Source organism: uncultured Winogradskyella sp. (assembly GCF_947495255.1).
Classification (GTDB): Bacteria; Bacteroidota; Bacteroidia; order Flavobacteriales; family Flavobacteriaceae; genus Winogradskyella.
On sequence record NZ_CANLYI010000002.1, the window covers coordinates 284,375 to 301,212 of the forward strand.

Sequence of the window (16,838 nt, forward strand, 5' to 3'; positions counted from 1 at the left end):
GTAAACTTCTATTTTGTTTATAAATAAAATTAATTACTATTTTTTACAGAGTTTATTTGAGCAGTCCATCGCTTTAAATTTATAGTTGAAGCCAAAAACTTACTATTTTTAGACATCTTAAAATAATCAGTTTCATCTTGTTCAACTAGCTTTTTTATAATTTGAATCAAAGCCTTTTTATCTGTTGCATCATATGAATATCCATTAAATCCATCAATCAGCAATTCTGTTGCAGCACCACATTGATATGTAGACACAATTGGCAAACCTGCTAAAGCGGCTTCATGCACAACAACTCCCCAAGCCTCATATAGACTTGGCAAAATAAAAGTTCCTGCATTAGTTAACAAACTAGGTATCTCCTCAGGATTCACAAAAGGTGTGTGAATAACATTTGAATGTTTGGGTATTAAATGCTCTAATGGCCCACTTCCTATAACGTGTAATTTTAAATTACAATCTTTAGATTTCAATAATTCTTCAACAGCCTCAAATAAAATTTCTACACCTTTATGATCTACTATTCTACCAACAAAAATTAATTGCTTTTGATGCTTCGTTTGGTTAACACTTTCAAAAATAGATTCATCAGCACAGTATAAGCCCGTTAAAATATGTTGAGATTTAAAACCTAATTTACGTGCATAATAATATTGTGGCTTTCCGGCAACCCATATATGAGTTACATATTTACGAATAAGAAAATTACTAAATAAGGATGCCACATATTGTTTTATGGTGCCTAACCATTGATTATCCATGCCTGTTATTACAGGTACACCTTTCGTTTTATAAGTTTTTGCAATTTTTAAATATTGCTTATTCGTCCAACCTGCAATATATATTAAACTGGGTTTAAACTCATTAACTTCAGCTTGCATAGCACTAAATGCGCCCTCAGAATAATCGCAAATAGTAATCCCTGGCTCACTTTCTATCTTAAAAGGCGCATCTTTACTTGGTTTCGTTCTGTAGACCAAATATTTATTATTGTTTAAGGCAACATCCTTTCGCATACAAGCCATCCAATAGCCCGTTAAACGCGTGTAGAGCACTAAAATATTCATAAAACTTTTGAGTTATATTTAGGTTGATAGATTTGTAAGCCCCAACATGTAAACACCAATGGCATAAAAGCATTCATAGATGCTGCCATCCAAGATTCTGAGATTGCTGAAAATAAACACATCATTAAAAAAGCAAATCTAACAATTTTCATTTTACTTAAAGTATACATTTTATACCAAAAAAAAGAAAACGCCATTAAACCAATAATACCTACATTAAGTAGTAAACTTAAATACGAATTCCAAATACCATACCAATGTCTGGCTCTAAATTCCCCCAAAAAACGATCTCCATATAGTTTTATAAAATAATTATCATAGAGCATGCCTTTACCTAACCAAGGTTGGTTATATATTTCTGCAATGGCTACTACCCAAACCTCCGTTCTGCCACTTGCGTCATCAAGCGTATCGGTTCTTAAAAAATCTGACAAACCCAACGATGATATAACAGCACTAGGACTCAGGGTTGCACTAATTCCATATACATAGACCACAAATAACAAGGCAATAATTAATAATATTTTATGCTTTAATAGTCGTATACTCATTTCGTAAGCCATAATTGCAAATATAGATGTACGAGAACCCGATAATAATACTAACACAATTAGAACAATTTTAAATACCTTAAAAAACCGTTTATCAAAGGTACTTTGTTTTTTTCTCCAAATGATATCTACAACAGCATATGAAAACATAGCCGCCATACCTAAACCATTTGGGTTTGCCATTACACCAGCATAACGTCCTTTAATATACTTTACATCAATAAATGGTATAAAATTTAAAATTAAATTCAAAAAAAAGTAGAACGCCAATACGGTTATAACTAAATTATAAAAACGTTTCGCATCATATTCGACTAACAATTGCACACATTTAAAGATTACTAATGCTACTAAAAAATAACTTAGACCTCTTGCTGTAGCCTCTATACCTAAAGGCGACAAACTATATGTTATTAATGTTGCCACAATACTGAAGGGCAAAATATTAAAGGCGACATTACGATTAGTAAGTTGAAAACCTATTAAAATAAGTAAGCCAATACCCAGTATAACAAATCTTAAATTTTGTGCAAAGCTAAAAACTCCAGAAAAATTATCACCCAAAAAGTATATAACAATGAAAAACACAAATAAGGTTTCGACTTTTTGATTAGCTTTTGATATAGTAAATAAAGACAAGCAAACCGCACTAGCTAGAACAACACCACCAATCATACCTCCTAATATTAGTGCTAAAAGCCATAATAAGGTCATTTTATGATTACGAATGATATTAATATATTTTGACACTATTTTGGATTTAAGATATTATTTAATTTCTTTTAAAAAAATTATAGAAAAAAATATTTTATTGAATTACACCTATTTATTCTTTATAGACTATTCTAAAAATCTTAAAAAATAAAGAATTCAACCACAATAGTGGCCAAAGTACTAGACTTAAGTCTTTTCTTATGTAATACATTCTTTCCCAAACAGCCCTTTTTTCTTTATTATATGAACCCAATCCATATTTATAAAAACAAAAACTAAGTCTCTTAAAATAAAGAAACTTAAGACTGCTTGACACGAGTTTTTTATCTTCTAGCTTTTTATAAATACTAAAAAGTGCGTCTTCAATACTTTTTAATTTATCCGTCGACAAATTAAGACCTATTCTATCATAATCGTGACTTCTGTATAATGAATTTACTTCATTAAGAAATACAATTTTATCTGTTTGAATAACATGTTGCATTGAAAACTCCCAATCCTGATGCATCTTCAAATCTTCATTCCAAACTATATTATTAGAAATTAAATAATTTCGTCTATATAAAGCACACATAGTTTGCCAAGGGAACTCAAAATAATCTATATATTCCCCAGTTAATTCTCTTCCCCAAAACTTTTCAACGAGACAGTCTCTATTATTTAAAAAAACTTGAGTCTTAGAATAAACGATATCTATATTTTTATTAAATATAGAAATTTGATGCTCTAACTTATTTGGCAATAATAAATCATCAGAATCAAAAAACTGAACATATTCTCCATGAGCTTCAAATAATCCTTTATTTCTTGCTTTAGGCGCGCCTGAATTTTTTTGTTGAAATAATCTTATATCAAATATATCTTTAACAGAATTCTCCTTAATATATTTTTTAATCAATGATATACTATTATCCGTAGAACCATCATCCACAAGAATAACTTCAATTGGCCTATAAGTTTGTTTTAGAATAGATTCCAAACATTCATATATAAAATTTTCTCTATTAAATACTGGTATTATAACTGAAACCAAACTATTCATCCTATATCTATTTTAAGCTATCAATAACTTGAGCATAATTAGGAAATGAATTTAAATACGCATTAATTTCTTTAGTTGCCAGTTCTCCTTTTTCTAATAAAGAATCCTTTTCTAACCATAAATGTTCCATCGCTTTATCTATGGCAGAAAAATTTACACCATATGAAAAGAAACCCAATTTTTCTGGTAATATTTCAATTGCTCCACCAACGTCGGTAGACATAGCGGTTCTACCACATAGCATTGCCTCTACCAGAGCTAATGGTAAACCTTCAAAATAGGATGGCATTACTAAAACTTGGTTTTTTTCCCAAATATCTTTACGTATATCATCAACATGACCATTAAAATGAACCTTACTCTCTAAATTCCAATTTTTGCATAAATATTTTAGTAAAACTTCATCTGGGCCTTTTCCATAAATATTTAAATTCCAATTACGCTGTTTCCATTTATCTTGAGCAAGTACTTGTAACAATAAAGACTGTCCTTTAACTTTTGTATTAAGACGACCAACACAAGCCATGTTTAAAACTGTTTTATCTCCTTTATATACGACCTTAGAAAAAGACGTCATATTTACTGGGTTGTTTATAATTTTACCATTCGGAAAATCATAACCAATTTGTCGTTTAGAGATTTCTAATAAACGCTTTGATACAAAAAATATATTTGAAGCTTTTTCACAAATCACTTTAATACTTTTAGCCACCTCAAAACCAAAATAACGATCTTCTGGATTTACATGTATTATTAAGCTAAATGGTATATTTAGATTATTAAAAAACTTTTGGTATAGTTTTATTTCTAACTCCGAAAAACTCCCCATACTTATCAAAATATGATTCGGTTTTGAGGTTTTTAATAGATGTGACAGTTCTAAAGGTGAAAAAAGGTACTTATTCAAAAGACCAATCGGTTTCTTATATAGTGTTGAATAATTTATCCGTCGTCGCTTAAAAGATTTAATCCCTAAATCCTCTAATGCTTTTATTTCTATAGGCTTACTCTGCCATCTGTAATAACTAATAAAAACGTCATGCTGTCCTTTTAGTGCTGTCTTTGCTAGTTCGCACCATAGATGCTCACTTCCACCCCAAGGATTTCCCCCCATCGTTGTCATTAAAAGTAATCTCATTTAGAAATATTTAATTTTTAAAGCTTCTAATTTATTCTTCAACTGAGCAACTTTAGACTCAATTATTTTATCATTTGACAAATAAAATTGATCTGCTTTTATTATTTGTTGAATTTTTCTCTTATAACTATGCACTCTAAATTTAGAAACTATTGGTGCTAAAAATTTCGCTATAAATGCTATTTTTATTTTATCCTTTATTATTTTCTCAAAAAAACTAATATCATGAAGTTTAGGAAGCTGATTAAATTTAAAGTTAGTTATTTCCATGGAACTTGTAAAATCACCCCACTTAAAATCATTAATAAAAGGATAACCTTTTGTAGGAATCCAGGGAACCCTAAAGGCATCTGCAACTATCGCACCATGCATAGCGTCAGTGATAACTTTCTCAGATTGGGCTAATTCTTTTAATACTTTTTTATAGGGATCTGCAGGACTAATAAATTTTATACCTAAGTCTGCAAAAACCTTTTTTAACTCTCTATACATGTCTTCACTTTTATGATGTGGCATGTAAGCATATTTGTATTTCTTCTTAACTGAGAAATCATAAAAATCATTAAGCAGGTAGGCACCATCACATACAGCATAAGAATTATTTATCCCTAAAAGTTCTGCAGTTTTTGGTCCTCTTACACAAAAAACATCATACGATTCATCTATTAATGGAGCTTTACCATAGGTGCCGTCATTACCTTTTGTAGCGCCAGAAGAAAATACAATTTTTAAAGCCTCTATTTTTTTAAGTCCAAGAATAGTACCTATTCCAATTAATTTCACATCTCCCGTTTCCGAGAAATTATCACCCAAATAATTTTCAAATATAAATGGATTTAAGGCATCCCCAAAGTTTTGTCCTTTATGATAAACGAGTTCAACTGTTTTTTTCATGGTTATTTTTTATATTCTGGAGTGCTTTCTCTCCCTTATTTTTTATACTATCCTTATTTTTTATGATATCGAGCACAATCTGATTTAATTCTTTTTTTACTGTTGAAGCAAATACAGTACGCTCATTTTCGGTAGCTAATGCACCATTTCTATCCTCATCCTTTGGCACTGTAATAACCCACCCCATTTCATTAGAGTTAATTTCTGGTATAGCTCTTATATCCGTTGTAATCACCGGACAACCGCAAGCCTGAGCCTCTAGAATAGAATACCCAAATGAATCCGCCCAAGTAGGTAATAAACCTACATGTGATGCTTTAAACAACTCCAAAACATCATCATTTTTTAAACGCTTAAAATGCTTAATATTATCTGGAAATTTTTCAATAATATTTTGAGCTCTTTTTAAATGACGTGTCTCTGTTCGTGTTGCATAATCCCCAAAATTCATGGTGCTTACAATATTAAGAAACAACTCCTTGTTTGATGGTATTAAGTTTTCGAAAACTTGCAAAACCTCTAAACCTCCTTTTCTAAAAAAATCTGAACCTACAATGGTAAAAATGATTTTATTGGTACTCAATATTTTCTCATTATAAGTTTTAATAAGACTTTTTTGAGGTGGTAACTGAACAATCATTTTACTTTTAATTACCTCTAAATATTGAGGGTAATTTTTTTCTAAATACTTTATTTGCAATTTATACGTACAAGTTGAAAGTGCTATTATTTGTTCACAATTTTTTGACGCCAATTTTTTAATAGCCACATCATAAACAAATTTAGGTGCATCACCTAATCTTGGCAATGTTGTTTCAAAATGAACTTTCCAAGGATTACGTCCTAAATTTATGGTATTAAAAAAGTGACAGCTTGTTTTGGAATCTAAAGGATTAAAAAAAAGCCCTTTCCAAAACGGGTGATAGCCCTTACCTGTAAATTTATGCATTAGTTTTAGACCTAAACTAAAAATATCCTTTTTGTGAATATAATTATGTTCAGTCGTAATTATATTTCTAACTTCAGCATAACCGTCAGGGTAATTATTAATAATATTTTTCATATTTATGGTACTATAACTTTTCCAAATAAAATGGTAGACATCATAAAATAGTAATTTTTTAACGATAAGTGCCAAGGCTTACAATACTTAAAAAAGTATTTAAACCCTTTTAATACATGTCTCTTTTTAAAATTTCTTAGTACAACAAATTTAAATATAAAATGAGTTCTTCCTTTAGTTGAGAGATAGTTTCTATACTGTTTAAACCAGTTTAAAGAATAAATCCATGTACCACCTTTATAATCTATATTATTTTCTTCCCAATGCACAATTACTGTAGGCTCTTTAGACCAAGCAAATTCGGCTTTAGCATGCTCTAGTTGTAAAAGAAAATCATAATCTTGGTGCCGTATTAAATCTTCATTAAATAAACATAATTTAGCCATTTCAGTTTTAACCATTAAACCAGAAGTTTGCATAAATCCCTCATCTGCAAAAAGGTATTCTCCGATATTTTTACTCGTTTTTAGAGCTTTTTTGGGAGTAGTGTAAGAAAACCTGTTCGCACTTAATACAGTACATGTTGTATAAACCGCCTCTGGTGATTCTGTTTTCAGTACTTCTATTAAATTATTTAAATGATTAGGCAACCATTCGTCGTCTGCATCTAAAAAAGCAATATACATTCCTTTACTTGCTTTTATTCCTGTATTCCTCGCGGCTGCACCATTTTTGTTTTTTTGATGAGTTAAGGTTTTTATTCTAGCATCTTTAAAACTTTCTATAATTGGTAAAGCTACATCCCAATCTGGAGAAGCATCATTGATAATTAATATTTCAAAATCTTGAAAAACCTGAGATATAACACTATTTAAAGTGTTTTCAATATTTTTCGCATTTTTAAAATAAGGTATTACTACTGAAATTTTCATTTATTTCCAATTCTTTTCATTTCTTAACACGCATCAGAGTGCTATAAAAATCGAGGCTATAATTAATATTTACTAGTTTGATTAAAATGCGGAAAATTTGCTTGTATGGGTGTTTTACCTAAAAACAATGCTAATTTCTCAAAACCTGTTTTATCCTTGACATCTAAAACTATAAATTGGTCCTTAGGGTGCGCCTTAAAATAATCAAGTACAAATGCCTCATGCTTTTTATAAGCCTCCCAACCTTCCTCTACATCTGGATATGCTCCCTTTGTTTTATATGTCCATTTGTAAAATGATTTTTTCCACGCGTGTTCTTCCCTCGTTAAATATATAAATTTACTCCCAGGAAAAGCCTTGTCTAACACAGGAATCATATCCTCTTTTAGCCAAGGTAAATCATCAAAGGATTCAAACTTTGATGTATAGTCTATTATTTTATTATACTTTGATTTTAAATAATACTTTCGATATATTTTTCTATCAAAAGAACTATGCTTATAACCCAACATTTTTAATGATTTACCTAAAGTAGTTGTTCCCGTTTTGTTGTAACCGATACAAAATATTTTAGGGCCGTATCTAGATTTACTAAAAAGTAATACCAGTAACTTTTTCCAATATCTTACTTTATTTATTGTTCGTCTAACTATTAGTTTTCTTTTCAAAATTCAAATTTTTCTATTATAATTATATTTTTTGGATAACCAATACAATTGTGACCGTAAGGATTAATTAAAAAACATAATTTCACTATTAAAAAGCTAAAAAAGTTACACTAAAAATAATTTTACAGCTATTAAAGAGAATCATATATTAATCTCAAACATTATTCTCAAACGTTTTAAGTTCGATATTTTGCATTATAGTCATAGAATTCTTAACTTTAATTTTACTCAGTAAGGTTCCATATGCAATTATACATTTATCGCCTATTTGAGTATCTTTTAAAATAACTACACTTTTTCCAATCCAATTGTCATCACCAATTAAAACTTGTTTTGTGTTCGGTTTTTCGTACTCATATCCAGAATGATATGATATAGTTAATTCTCTTCTCTTTTTTGCAGAATAAATATTATGCGTGTTTGTATCCCAAATCATGGTATCATAAGATATTTGATTAAAGTTACCAATAATTATTTCTTCATCACAACGAATTTGGCTACCTTTATTAATAACATTATAATTACCAATAATTAAATTAGAATGAAATCTTAATAGCATTGAACTTTCAACCTTATTATTATGGCCTATCCTTACAGAACCACTTATTAAATAGTTTATTTTTTGAAAATTATTTTTAACACCAATACTATTGTTTTCTCCAACAAAACATCTACCATTAACAACTAAATTCACATTAATTAACATACTATTGTCTCCAATTATTAATTCCGAATTAGGTCCAACAAATATATTTGAATTCCTGATTTTTACATTATTTCCAATTTCACACCTACTGTTAACAGCAATTCTTATCGTGTTTTTTTTAAATAAAAACTTGCGGTTAATTTTATAAAACCAAAAAAATCTATTTGATATTTTAGACGATAAACTCACTTCTTTTGTTTTAATAATAATGATTTTATTTTCGAAACCCCTAACTTTCTTTCATTTTTAGAAAAGGAAAATAAAAATGAACTTATCACAAAAATAATTGCTCCCGAGATAACAGTATAAAAAAATCGATACTCAAAATCTATTTTCATTTTAAATAATACCATCCATACTACAGTAATTATTGTTGGTATAGCAACTGGAATTATGACTGTTTTCACAAAATTAACCTTCTCAAATTTTATTAGTCCCTTAAAAATTTTATATCTTATTAATCCAACAATTATATCCACGAGTAAATATGAAAACATAATATATATAATAGTCAATTCAAAATATAATATAACGTACGCAATTGGAATTAACAAAAATTTTAAAAGCCCTCCAACAAGCATATACTTTCTTATATCTCCTATAGCATGTATTGCCGCATCCAGTCCTATCGTTATTTGATTAGTTAGCAAAGATAATATTAAACCAGTACAAATTATTACCGTAAATCTCGGTACTTCACCTAGCCAAAAAAGCAATACTTGATACATTTCAAATAATACTGGTATTGCAGCAAATGCCAATAACAAGTAACTAAATTTGCACAACACCAAAGACATAGAAATCATTTCAGTTCTCTTTCCTGCTCCTTCGTTTTTTACAATTTGTGGTCGAAACGTATTGAATATTGTCTGTGAAAAAAAATTAACTTGGTTTGACAATTGCCGAGATATTCCATATGCTGTATTTGCAACCGTTCCTAAAAATAAATTTAAAACAACACCAACCCCTTGACTTCTTGCCAAAAAACTAATCGTACCTAACAAATTCCATCTCGCAAAAGCAAACATTTCTTTAAACATAAAATGTTCTTTGAATTTATTAAAACTCAACTTCGATTCATTGTAATTTAATTTACAAAATACACTCCTAATAATTCGAGACAGAATAATCAAGAGCATATTTAAAAATCCAAAAGTTAACAATTTATCTTGAGAAGAATAAGTAATAAAAATTGCAATTCCTAATGTTACAAGTGTTTCAAAAACTCCTACAATAGCTAAAAATTTCATATCCTCATGTGCTTTGATTAGCGCATCATAAGGTGCCGCATTTATAGAGAAAAAAGTACTTACAATCACAAATTGAAAAATAACTTTAGCCGATTCTATTCTATCAATTGGAATATTTAAAAATCCATCAAATAAAAATAATCCAATAATCTCCAGTATAATAACTAAACAAATTGCTATTATTAAATGAAACAATACAGTCGTATGAAAAATAGAATTCAACTTATTATATTGACCTTTTCCTAAGAATATAGAAATGTACCGTTGAGTTGCTGAAGACATTGCCAAATTCAAGAAAATGAGCATAGAAATCACACCACCAATCAAGCTATAAATTCCATAATCCTCTACTCCCATCGCCTTAAGAATAAGACGTGTGGAGTACATAGTAATAAATACTGTTAAAATAGATTTACCATACAAAAAAATTGTATTCGTAAAAATTTTCTTATAACTCATATAGTATTAAATCTAATTTCTCATGTTAAGTAATCATAAACACTTTATTAATAATACGTTGTTAATCAACAGTTTACTTAAAAAAAATAGGATTAAAGACTTTCGATAATTTCTTAGCGCCTTCCTGTGTTAAGTGCTGATTATCATAATATAATGCAGTCTCTTCAAAATTAATCCTATAATGCATCTCTTCATTATCAAATAACAAATCGGAAGCATTTAAGACTTTTGCTCCTGCGAGTTCCAATTTATTCTGCACTAAATCAAAAAACCTATTTTGCTCGTTTAGCCCCTCTTTATTACATATATATTGAGAGATATTATCTCCAAATAATTCTTTTTTTATTAAAGCTTTTGGTACAGAAATATGATGACTAGGAACCTCTTTGAAAATCCAAACTTGTGCACCAGCATCATTTAGAGATTTTATGGTGTTCAAAAGATTCATATTAAAATTTCTAACTCCAATCGTATCTCCATTAAACTCCATCATTAATGAATTATAACAACTACTCCACCTAGCTGCAAGAACTACATTGGGAATCTTCTTATTTTTAACTTGTTCTAAAATAGCCTTTGACCATGAAGGACTTTGTTCCAAGAGTGAAAATTTTTGATATATTTTAGATGGTATATTATTAATAATTGGAGCTGTGCTGGTATACCAAGCAGCCGCTACTTTATTGTTTTTACCAGCAGCTTTTATAACTCCTGGCAGAATAGATCTTGCGTGAGAATCCCCCCACACCAAGACATCAATTACTTCTGAATCAGAATTACCGAAAACAGGAAAATTTCCAGATTTTGCTTCCTCCAAACTCAGAGGTAAACTAATTCTATTTTCAACTAAACCTTCTGATTTTGCATTATCATAAGCAATGACTTTTTCACTGTATCGATTTACAAAACCTTTATTTAGGTACAATGCAAATCCACATATTAAAAATATCATTGAAACTATTATTGAATAAGCGTATAATGATTTACTATTTTTGGCCAGTGTTTTTTTTCGGAAAGGTGTTTCTACAAAGCGCCAAGATGCGACTCCTAAAATAAAACTCAGTATAACTATACTCCATTTATACATTGTAGAAAACTCTTCAAGAGCCCAATAATTAGAAAATGCAATTAGCGGCCAATGCCATAAGTATAATGAATATGAAATAAGACCTATAAAAATAATTGGGCGCCACGTAAATATTTTAGCAGCTAATGGTAATCGATTATTATAATTAGGAGAAGCTCCTAATATAAACAATGCCGTACCTAAACATGGTGGTATCGCTAATAAACCAGGAAACAAAGTCTCCTTAGTATATAAGAAACATGGTAAAAGTATTCCTAATAATCCTATACTTACAATTAACTCTCTTACAACTTGTCGTTTTAACAAACTAATTATAGGAAGAAGTGCTACTAATGAACCAATTAATAGTTCCCATGCTCGAGTAGGAAGCATGTAGAACGTAAAGGCCTGCATTTTTGGCAATAAAAAAACACTTAGAGCCAAACTCATAAAAAAAGCTGTAGCCAATACTGTCATTAATTTTATTCTAGAACTTATTTTTGCCCATTTAATCAATGCCCATAATAACAAAGGAACTACCATATAGAATTGTTCCTCAACAGATAAAGACCATGTATGAAGTAAAGGTTGTAATTCTGCTGACTCTGCAAAATAATTGGTATTTCTCCAAAAATAAATATTAGAACTAAAAAAAGTCTGGCTTATCACCGACTTCCCTAATGCTATAAAATCAGATGGCAAAAGTAAAAACCATCCCATAACCATTGTTATAAGTACCATAGCAGCCGATGCAGGGAAAATTCGGCGAATTCGTCTACCGTAAAAATTAAGAAATGAAAATCTATTTTCTTGAAGTTCTTTTACAATTAATGAGGTTATGAGGTAACCGGATATCACAAAGAATATATCGACACCTATAAATCCACCAGGAAAACCAAGACCAACGTGATAAAATACAACTACCAAAACAGCAAGAGCTCTTAGTCCGTCAATTTCAGGTCTGTACTTAAAACCAGTTATTAGATTCATTTATTGATAATTAAGTAAAAATAGGGTTGATAAGTTAAGATGTTAAGCAGAGGACAAAATTATTTAAATAATTTTCACTTCCTTAATATTATCGATATGTTTCAAAAACCAGTCATAAGTCTTTTCGATTCCCATTCCTAACATTACTTTAGCCTTCCAACCTTCATTTTGAAGCTTAGAACTATCCATCAATTTACGTGGTGTACCATCTGGTTTGGTAATATCCCAAACTATTTCTCCTTTATGACCCACAATGTTCTGAATAGTCACCGCCAATTCTTTTATAGTAACATCAGTCCCAGTGCCCACATTGTATAAATGTTCTAGTAATATATTCTCAACAGCAAAAAGTACGGCTTGGGCTAAATCATCTACATGTAGAAACTCTCGCATTGGTGTACCACTTCCCCATAATTTTACAGGAGCGTTGGTTGCTTTAGCTTCATGAAACTTTCGCATCATAGCTGGCAACACGTGTGAGCTTTTTAAATCGAAATTATCATTTGGACCATACAAATTGGTTGGCATTAAGCTTACAAAGTCTTTGCCGTATTGTTTTCTAATAGCTTCACAAGCTTTAACACCTGCAATTTTTGCAATAGCGTACCATTCATTCGTTGGCTCTAAACTATCTGTCAGTAAATACTCTTCTTTTAAGGGTTGTGGTGCAAATTTTGGATAAATACAAGAACTTCCTAAAAATATAAATTTTTGAATATCTGCTTTATGAGCTGCATCGATTAAGTTATTTTGAATCTGCAAATTCTCCATTAAAAATGGATACGGATTTTCATTATTTGCTAAAATCCCACCAACTCTGGCTGCAGCATCTATAATGATATCTGGTTTCTCATTGTTTATAAAATCGATAACAGCTTGCTGATGTCGTAAATCGAGTTCGGCACTGGTCTTACCTATTATGGTTTTATAACCTTTAGCCTCTAGGGCTCGCCAAACAGAAGAACCTACCATTCCACGATGACCAGCAATGTATATTTTTGAATCTTTAGATATATTACTCAAAATAATTCATAGTTTTAAAACCTCCTTCATCAAGGTATTGTTGTTCTTTCATCACCTTAATATCACCTTGCATCATGTCTTTAACTAAAGCGGCTAAATCATATTTACATTCCCAACCTAATTTATTTTTTGCTTTAGAGGCATCACCTATCAGTAACTCTACTTCTGTTGGTCTAAAATAACGAGGGTCAACAGCTAAAACTTCTTTACCAATTTCAACTTGATACTTAGGGTTGTTACATTTTGTAACGTAAGCTTTTTCATCTTCGCCTTCACCTTTAAACTCTAACTCTATACCAACTTCTGCAAAACTCATATGAACGAAATCTCTAATTCTAGTCGTCTTACCTGTTGCAATCACCCAGTCTTCTGCCTCATCAGCTTGAAGAATCATCCACATCATACGAACATAATCTTTGGCGTGTCCCCAATCTCTTTGAGCATCTAAATTTCCTAAATGAAACTTATCTTGCAATCCTAATGCAATTCTAGATACTGCTCTTGTAATTTTACGTGTTACAAAAGTTTCGCCTCTAATTGGAGATTCGTGATTAAATAAAATACCATTACAAGCATACATACCATAAGCTTCTCGATAATTTACGGTTATCCAATAGGCATACATTTTTGCAACTGCATATGGTGACCTTGGATAAAATGGTGTTGTTTCTGACTGCGGCACTTCTTGTACTTTACCATATAACTCTGAAGTAGAAGCTTGGTATATTCTGGTTTTCTTCTCTAGGCCTAATAAACGTACGGCATCTAAAATACGTAACGTCCCTAAACCATCTGCATTCCCGGTATATTCTGGAATTTCAAATGACACAGCAACATGACTCATTGCTGCTAAGTTATAAATCTCATCTGGTTGAATTTCTTTTATCAATCGTATTAGATTGGTACTATCCGTCATATCACCATAGTGTAAATAGAAATTTTGATGATCTACATGTGGATCTTGATATAAGTGATCTATTCGGTCTGTATTAAATAAAGAAGAACGACGTTTTAATCCGTGAACTTCATATCCTTTTTTCAATAAAAACTCACTTAAATAGGCACCATCTTGCCCTGTAACTCCTGTGATAAATGCAACTTTACTCATTAAAATAATTCTCGATTTTCGTGCTTAAAACTGCACTTGATAATTTTGACACAAATTTAACTAAAATAGTAGGACTTTATAATTCTATTTGACTTTTTCAAAAATATAGCCCTATATATTACAATTTTACCTTCTCATTTATTTTACTAAAAACCAAGCATTTAATAACTCTTCTCGGTTATAAAGCATTCGTTTTTTAGTCTCCCAATCAATTACTTCGAAACCAGCGTGTTCACAAATTGCCTGACCTGCAGCTGTATCCCACTCCATCGTTGGTGCAAATCTAGGGTAGCAATCTGCCTGTCCTTCTGCAACCATACACAACTTTAACGAACTTCCTTTTGAGATTAAATTTACCTCGCCATGTTTTTGTCTCATGTCTGCAACATAAGTTTCTGTTTCTGGTGACATGTGAGACCGACTTGCTACAACAGTAAATGTTTTATCATTGCGCTCTAAAGGCAATTTCTGACCCAATTTTAATAAATCATCAATATTATAATCATCAATATCCACCTTAACTTTAAAAGCGCCTATTTCATTTGTTGAGAAATAAAGATCATTTAAAACTGGCACATAAATAACACCAATAACCGTTTTTTGATTTTCAATTAAAGCGATGTTAACCGTAAACTCACCATTTCTTTTTATAAACTCTTTGGTGCCATCAATTGGATCAACAATCCATAACTGATTCCAATCTTTTCTATCTAGGTATGGAATTGACCTGCCTTCTTCTGAAAGCACAGGAATATTAGTCGCACTTAAATGCGCCATTATAACATTATGAGATGCTAAATCTGCCTTAGTCAAAGGAGAATTATCACCTTTAAGCTCTACGCCAAAATCATCAGAATGATATATTTCTAAAATTTCTTTACCTGCTTCTAATGCTGCAGTAACAGCTATTTTTAAATTTTGAATCATCTAAAAAAATTATATAATCATTCCTGCTCCAATAGTTTCATTGGTTTGTTCGTCTATTATAATGATACTTCCGGTTTGTCTATTTCTTTTATAAGAATCATAAAACATTGGTTTAGCTGTTCTAATTGATAAACGTGCGATATCATTCATCTCGATCTTTTCAACATTCTCAATACGATGCAATGTATTAATATCAATCTTATATTTTAACTCTTTAACCATACCAACAGATTCATTCGTTGTATGTTTTACAACGACTTTGGTCCTAGCGTGAATTGGCTTTGTACTCATCCAAGTCACTAATACATCTAAATCTTGTCCGATTTCAGGAACATTATTTTCACGCACAATCATATCTCCACGACTGTTATCTATTTCATCTTCCAATGTCATTGTTACAGACATAGGTGCAAAAGCCTCAGCTATCTGTTCTCCATTAAGTTCTATAGTCTTAATTGTTGAAACAAATCCAGATGGTAAAGATTTCACTTTATCACCAGGCTTAAAAACACCACCATCAATACGACCTGCAAAACCTCTATAATCTTGATTTTCTAATGTGTGAGGACGAATAACTGATTGAATCGGAAAACGACAATCTACCAAGTTATAATCGCTAGAGATATGAACCGTCTCTAAATGATACATTAAAGTACTTCCTTGATACCAATCCATGTTCTCAGAACGATTCACCACATTATCACCATTTAATGCTGAAATAGGAATAAATTGAATATCGCTAATACCTAACTTAGAAGAAAAGGCATTAAAATCTGAAACTATTCCATTATATACATCTTCACTATAATCTACCAAGTCCATTTTATTTACACATACAATAGCATGAGGAATTCGTAAAAGTGAAGCAATAAATGCATGACGATGCGTTTGCTCCAACATTCCTTTTCTAGCATCAATTAGTATAATGGCTAAATTTGCAGTTGAAGCGCCTGTTACCATATTACGTGTGTATTGAATATGACCAGGTGTATCTGCAATAATAAATTTACGCTTAGGTGTTGCGAAATAACGATAAGCTACATCTATAGTAATACCTTGCTCGCGCTCTGACTTTAAACCATCCGTAAGTAACGATAAATCTACATAGTCAAAACCTTTAGATTTACTAGATTCTTCTACAGCATCTAATTGATCTTGAAAAATTGATTTACTATCATATAATAAACGTCCTATTAATGTACTCTTTCCATCATCTACACTACCTGCAGTTGTAAAACGCAATAATTCTATATCTTGATAATCCATTTTTTTTTAATAGTTGTTAGTAGTTAGTTATTGA

Annotated in this window: 15 protein-coding genes; all 15 read right to left on the bottom strand. The window is 30.7% G+C overall.

The genetic code is table 11. The features are described 5' to 3' along the window. Positions 1-29: 29 nt before the first annotated feature. The gene (locus Q0807_RS04020; RefSeq protein WP_299106662.1) at positions 30-1,067 is read right to left on the bottom strand and encodes a glycosyltransferase; all 1,038 of its coding nucleotides are present in this window, start codon (positions 1,065-1,067) and stop codon (positions 30-32) included. Further along, on the bottom strand, positions 1,064-2,368 hold the full coding sequence (locus Q0807_RS04025; protein WP_299106664.1) for an O-antigen ligase: 1,305 nt from the start codon (positions 2,366-2,368) through the stop codon (positions 1,064-1,066). The genes Q0807_RS04020 and Q0807_RS04025 overlap by 4 nt, the downstream gene beginning before the upstream one ends. 76 nt (positions 2,369-2,444) lie before the next feature. After that, on the bottom strand, positions 2,445-3,374 hold the full coding sequence (locus tag Q0807_RS04030) for a glycosyltransferase family A protein (RefSeq protein WP_299106666.1): 930 nt from the start codon (positions 3,372-3,374) through the stop codon (positions 2,445-2,447). Between the two features lie 7 nt (positions 3,375-3,381). Then, positions 3,382-4,512 (bottom strand): glycosyltransferase, encoded by a 1,131-nt coding sequence (locus tag Q0807_RS04035; RefSeq protein ID WP_299106668.1) that lies wholly within the window; start codon positions 4,510-4,512, stop codon positions 3,382-3,384. Continuing rightward, positions 4,513-5,406 carry a polysaccharide pyruvyl transferase family protein gene (locus Q0807_RS04040; protein ID WP_299106670.1) on the bottom strand — a complete coding sequence of 298 codons (894 nt, stop codon included), beginning with the start codon at positions 5,404-5,406 and terminating at the stop codon, positions 4,513-4,515. It abuts the gene before it with no gap. After that, entirely contained in the window at positions 5,390-6,469 is a 1,080-nt protein-coding gene (locus tag Q0807_RS04045) for a glycosyltransferase family 4 protein (protein ID WP_299106672.1), read from the bottom strand. The genes Q0807_RS04040 and Q0807_RS04045 overlap by 17 nt, the downstream gene beginning before the upstream one ends. 2 nt (positions 6,470-6,471) lie before the next feature. Further along, positions 6,472-7,341 (bottom strand): glycosyltransferase family 2 protein, encoded by an 870-nt coding sequence (locus tag Q0807_RS04050; RefSeq protein ID WP_299106674.1) that lies wholly within the window; start codon positions 7,339-7,341, stop codon positions 6,472-6,474. 62 nt (positions 7,342-7,403) lie between these two features. Next, positions 7,404-8,009, bottom strand: coding sequence for a sulfotransferase (locus Q0807_RS04055; RefSeq protein WP_299106678.1), 606 nt, complete (start codon positions 8,007-8,009; stop codon positions 7,404-7,406). A gap of 154 nt (positions 8,010-8,163) precedes the next feature. After that, a complete protein-coding gene (locus Q0807_RS04060; RefSeq protein WP_299106680.1) occupies positions 8,164-8,703 on the bottom strand; it encodes a hypothetical protein in 540 nt (179 codons plus the stop codon). 197 nt (positions 8,704-8,900) lie between these two features. After that, positions 8,901-10,424: an MATE family efflux transporter gene (locus Q0807_RS04065; RefSeq protein ID WP_299106682.1), complete on the bottom strand. Its 1,524-nt coding sequence runs from the start codon at positions 10,422-10,424 to the stop codon at positions 8,901-8,903. 73 nt (positions 10,425-10,497) lie between these two features. Next, the gene (locus Q0807_RS04070) at positions 10,498-12,480 is read right to left on the bottom strand and encodes an acyltransferase family protein (protein ID WP_299106684.1); all 1,983 of its coding nucleotides are present in this window, start codon (positions 12,478-12,480) and stop codon (positions 10,498-10,500) included. 63 nt (positions 12,481-12,543) lie between these two features. Next, positions 12,544-13,494 carry a GDP-L-fucose synthase gene (locus Q0807_RS04075; RefSeq protein WP_299106986.1) on the bottom strand — a complete coding sequence of 317 codons (951 nt, stop codon included), beginning with the start codon at positions 13,492-13,494 and terminating at the stop codon, positions 12,544-12,546. Position 13,495: 1 nt separating this feature from the next. Continuing rightward, a complete protein-coding gene (gene gmd, locus Q0807_RS04080) occupies positions 13,496-14,611 on the bottom strand; it encodes a GDP-mannose 4,6-dehydratase (protein ID WP_299106686.1) in 1,116 nt (371 codons plus the stop codon). A gap of 138 nt (positions 14,612-14,749) precedes the next feature. After that, entirely contained in the window at positions 14,750-15,538 is a 789-nt protein-coding gene (gene cysQ, locus Q0807_RS04085; RefSeq protein ID WP_299106688.1) for a 3'(2'),5'-bisphosphate nucleotidase CysQ, read from the bottom strand. A 9-nt stretch (positions 15,539-15,547) separates the two neighbouring features. Beyond that, positions 15,548-16,804 carry a GTP-binding protein gene (locus Q0807_RS04090; RefSeq protein WP_299106690.1) on the bottom strand — a complete coding sequence of 419 codons (1,257 nt, stop codon included), beginning with the start codon at positions 16,802-16,804 and terminating at the stop codon, positions 15,548-15,550. Between the last annotated feature and the right edge of the window lie 34 nt (positions 16,805-16,838).

Excerpts from the sequence above, each read along its gene's own strand:
- Q0807_RS04070 (WP_299106684.1), bottom strand. The coding sequence starts at position 12,480 with ATGAATCTAATAACTGGTTTTAAGTACAGACCTGAAATTGACGGACTA.
- Q0807_RS04030 (WP_299106666.1), bottom strand. The coding sequence starts at position 3,374 with ATGAATAGTTTGGTTTCAGTTATAATACCAGTATTTAATAGAGAAAAT.
- Q0807_RS04035 (WP_299106668.1), bottom strand. The coding sequence starts at position 4,512 with ATGAGATTACTTTTAATGACAACGATGGGGGGAAATCCTTGGGGTGGA.
- Q0807_RS04040 (WP_299106670.1), bottom strand. The coding sequence starts at position 5,406 with ATGAAAAAAACAGTTGAACTCGTTTATCATAAAGGACAAAACTTTGGG.
- Q0807_RS04045 (WP_299106672.1), bottom strand. The coding sequence starts at position 6,469 with ATGAAAAATATTATTAATAATTACCCTGACGGTTATGCTGAAGTTAGA.
- gmd (WP_299106686.1), bottom strand. The coding sequence starts at position 14,611 with ATGAGTAAAGTTGCATTTATCACAGGAGTTACAGGGCAAGATGGTGCC.
- Q0807_RS04065 (WP_299106682.1), bottom strand. The coding sequence starts at position 10,424 with ATGAGTTATAAGAAAATTTTTACGAATACAATTTTTTTGTATGGTAAA.
- Q0807_RS04050 (WP_299106674.1), bottom strand. The coding sequence starts at position 7,341 with ATGAAAATTTCAGTAGTAATACCTTATTTTAAAAATGCGAAAAATATT.
- Q0807_RS04090 (WP_299106690.1), bottom strand. The coding sequence starts at position 16,804 with ATGGATTATCAAGATATAGAATTATTGCGTTTTACAACTGCAGGTAGT.
- Q0807_RS04020 (WP_299106662.1), bottom strand. The coding sequence starts at position 1,067 with ATGAATATTTTAGTGCTCTACACGCGTTTAACGGGCTATTGGATGGCT.
- cysQ (WP_299106688.1), bottom strand. The coding sequence starts at position 15,538 with ATGATTCAAAATTTAAAAATAGCTGTTACTGCAGCATTAGAAGCAGGT.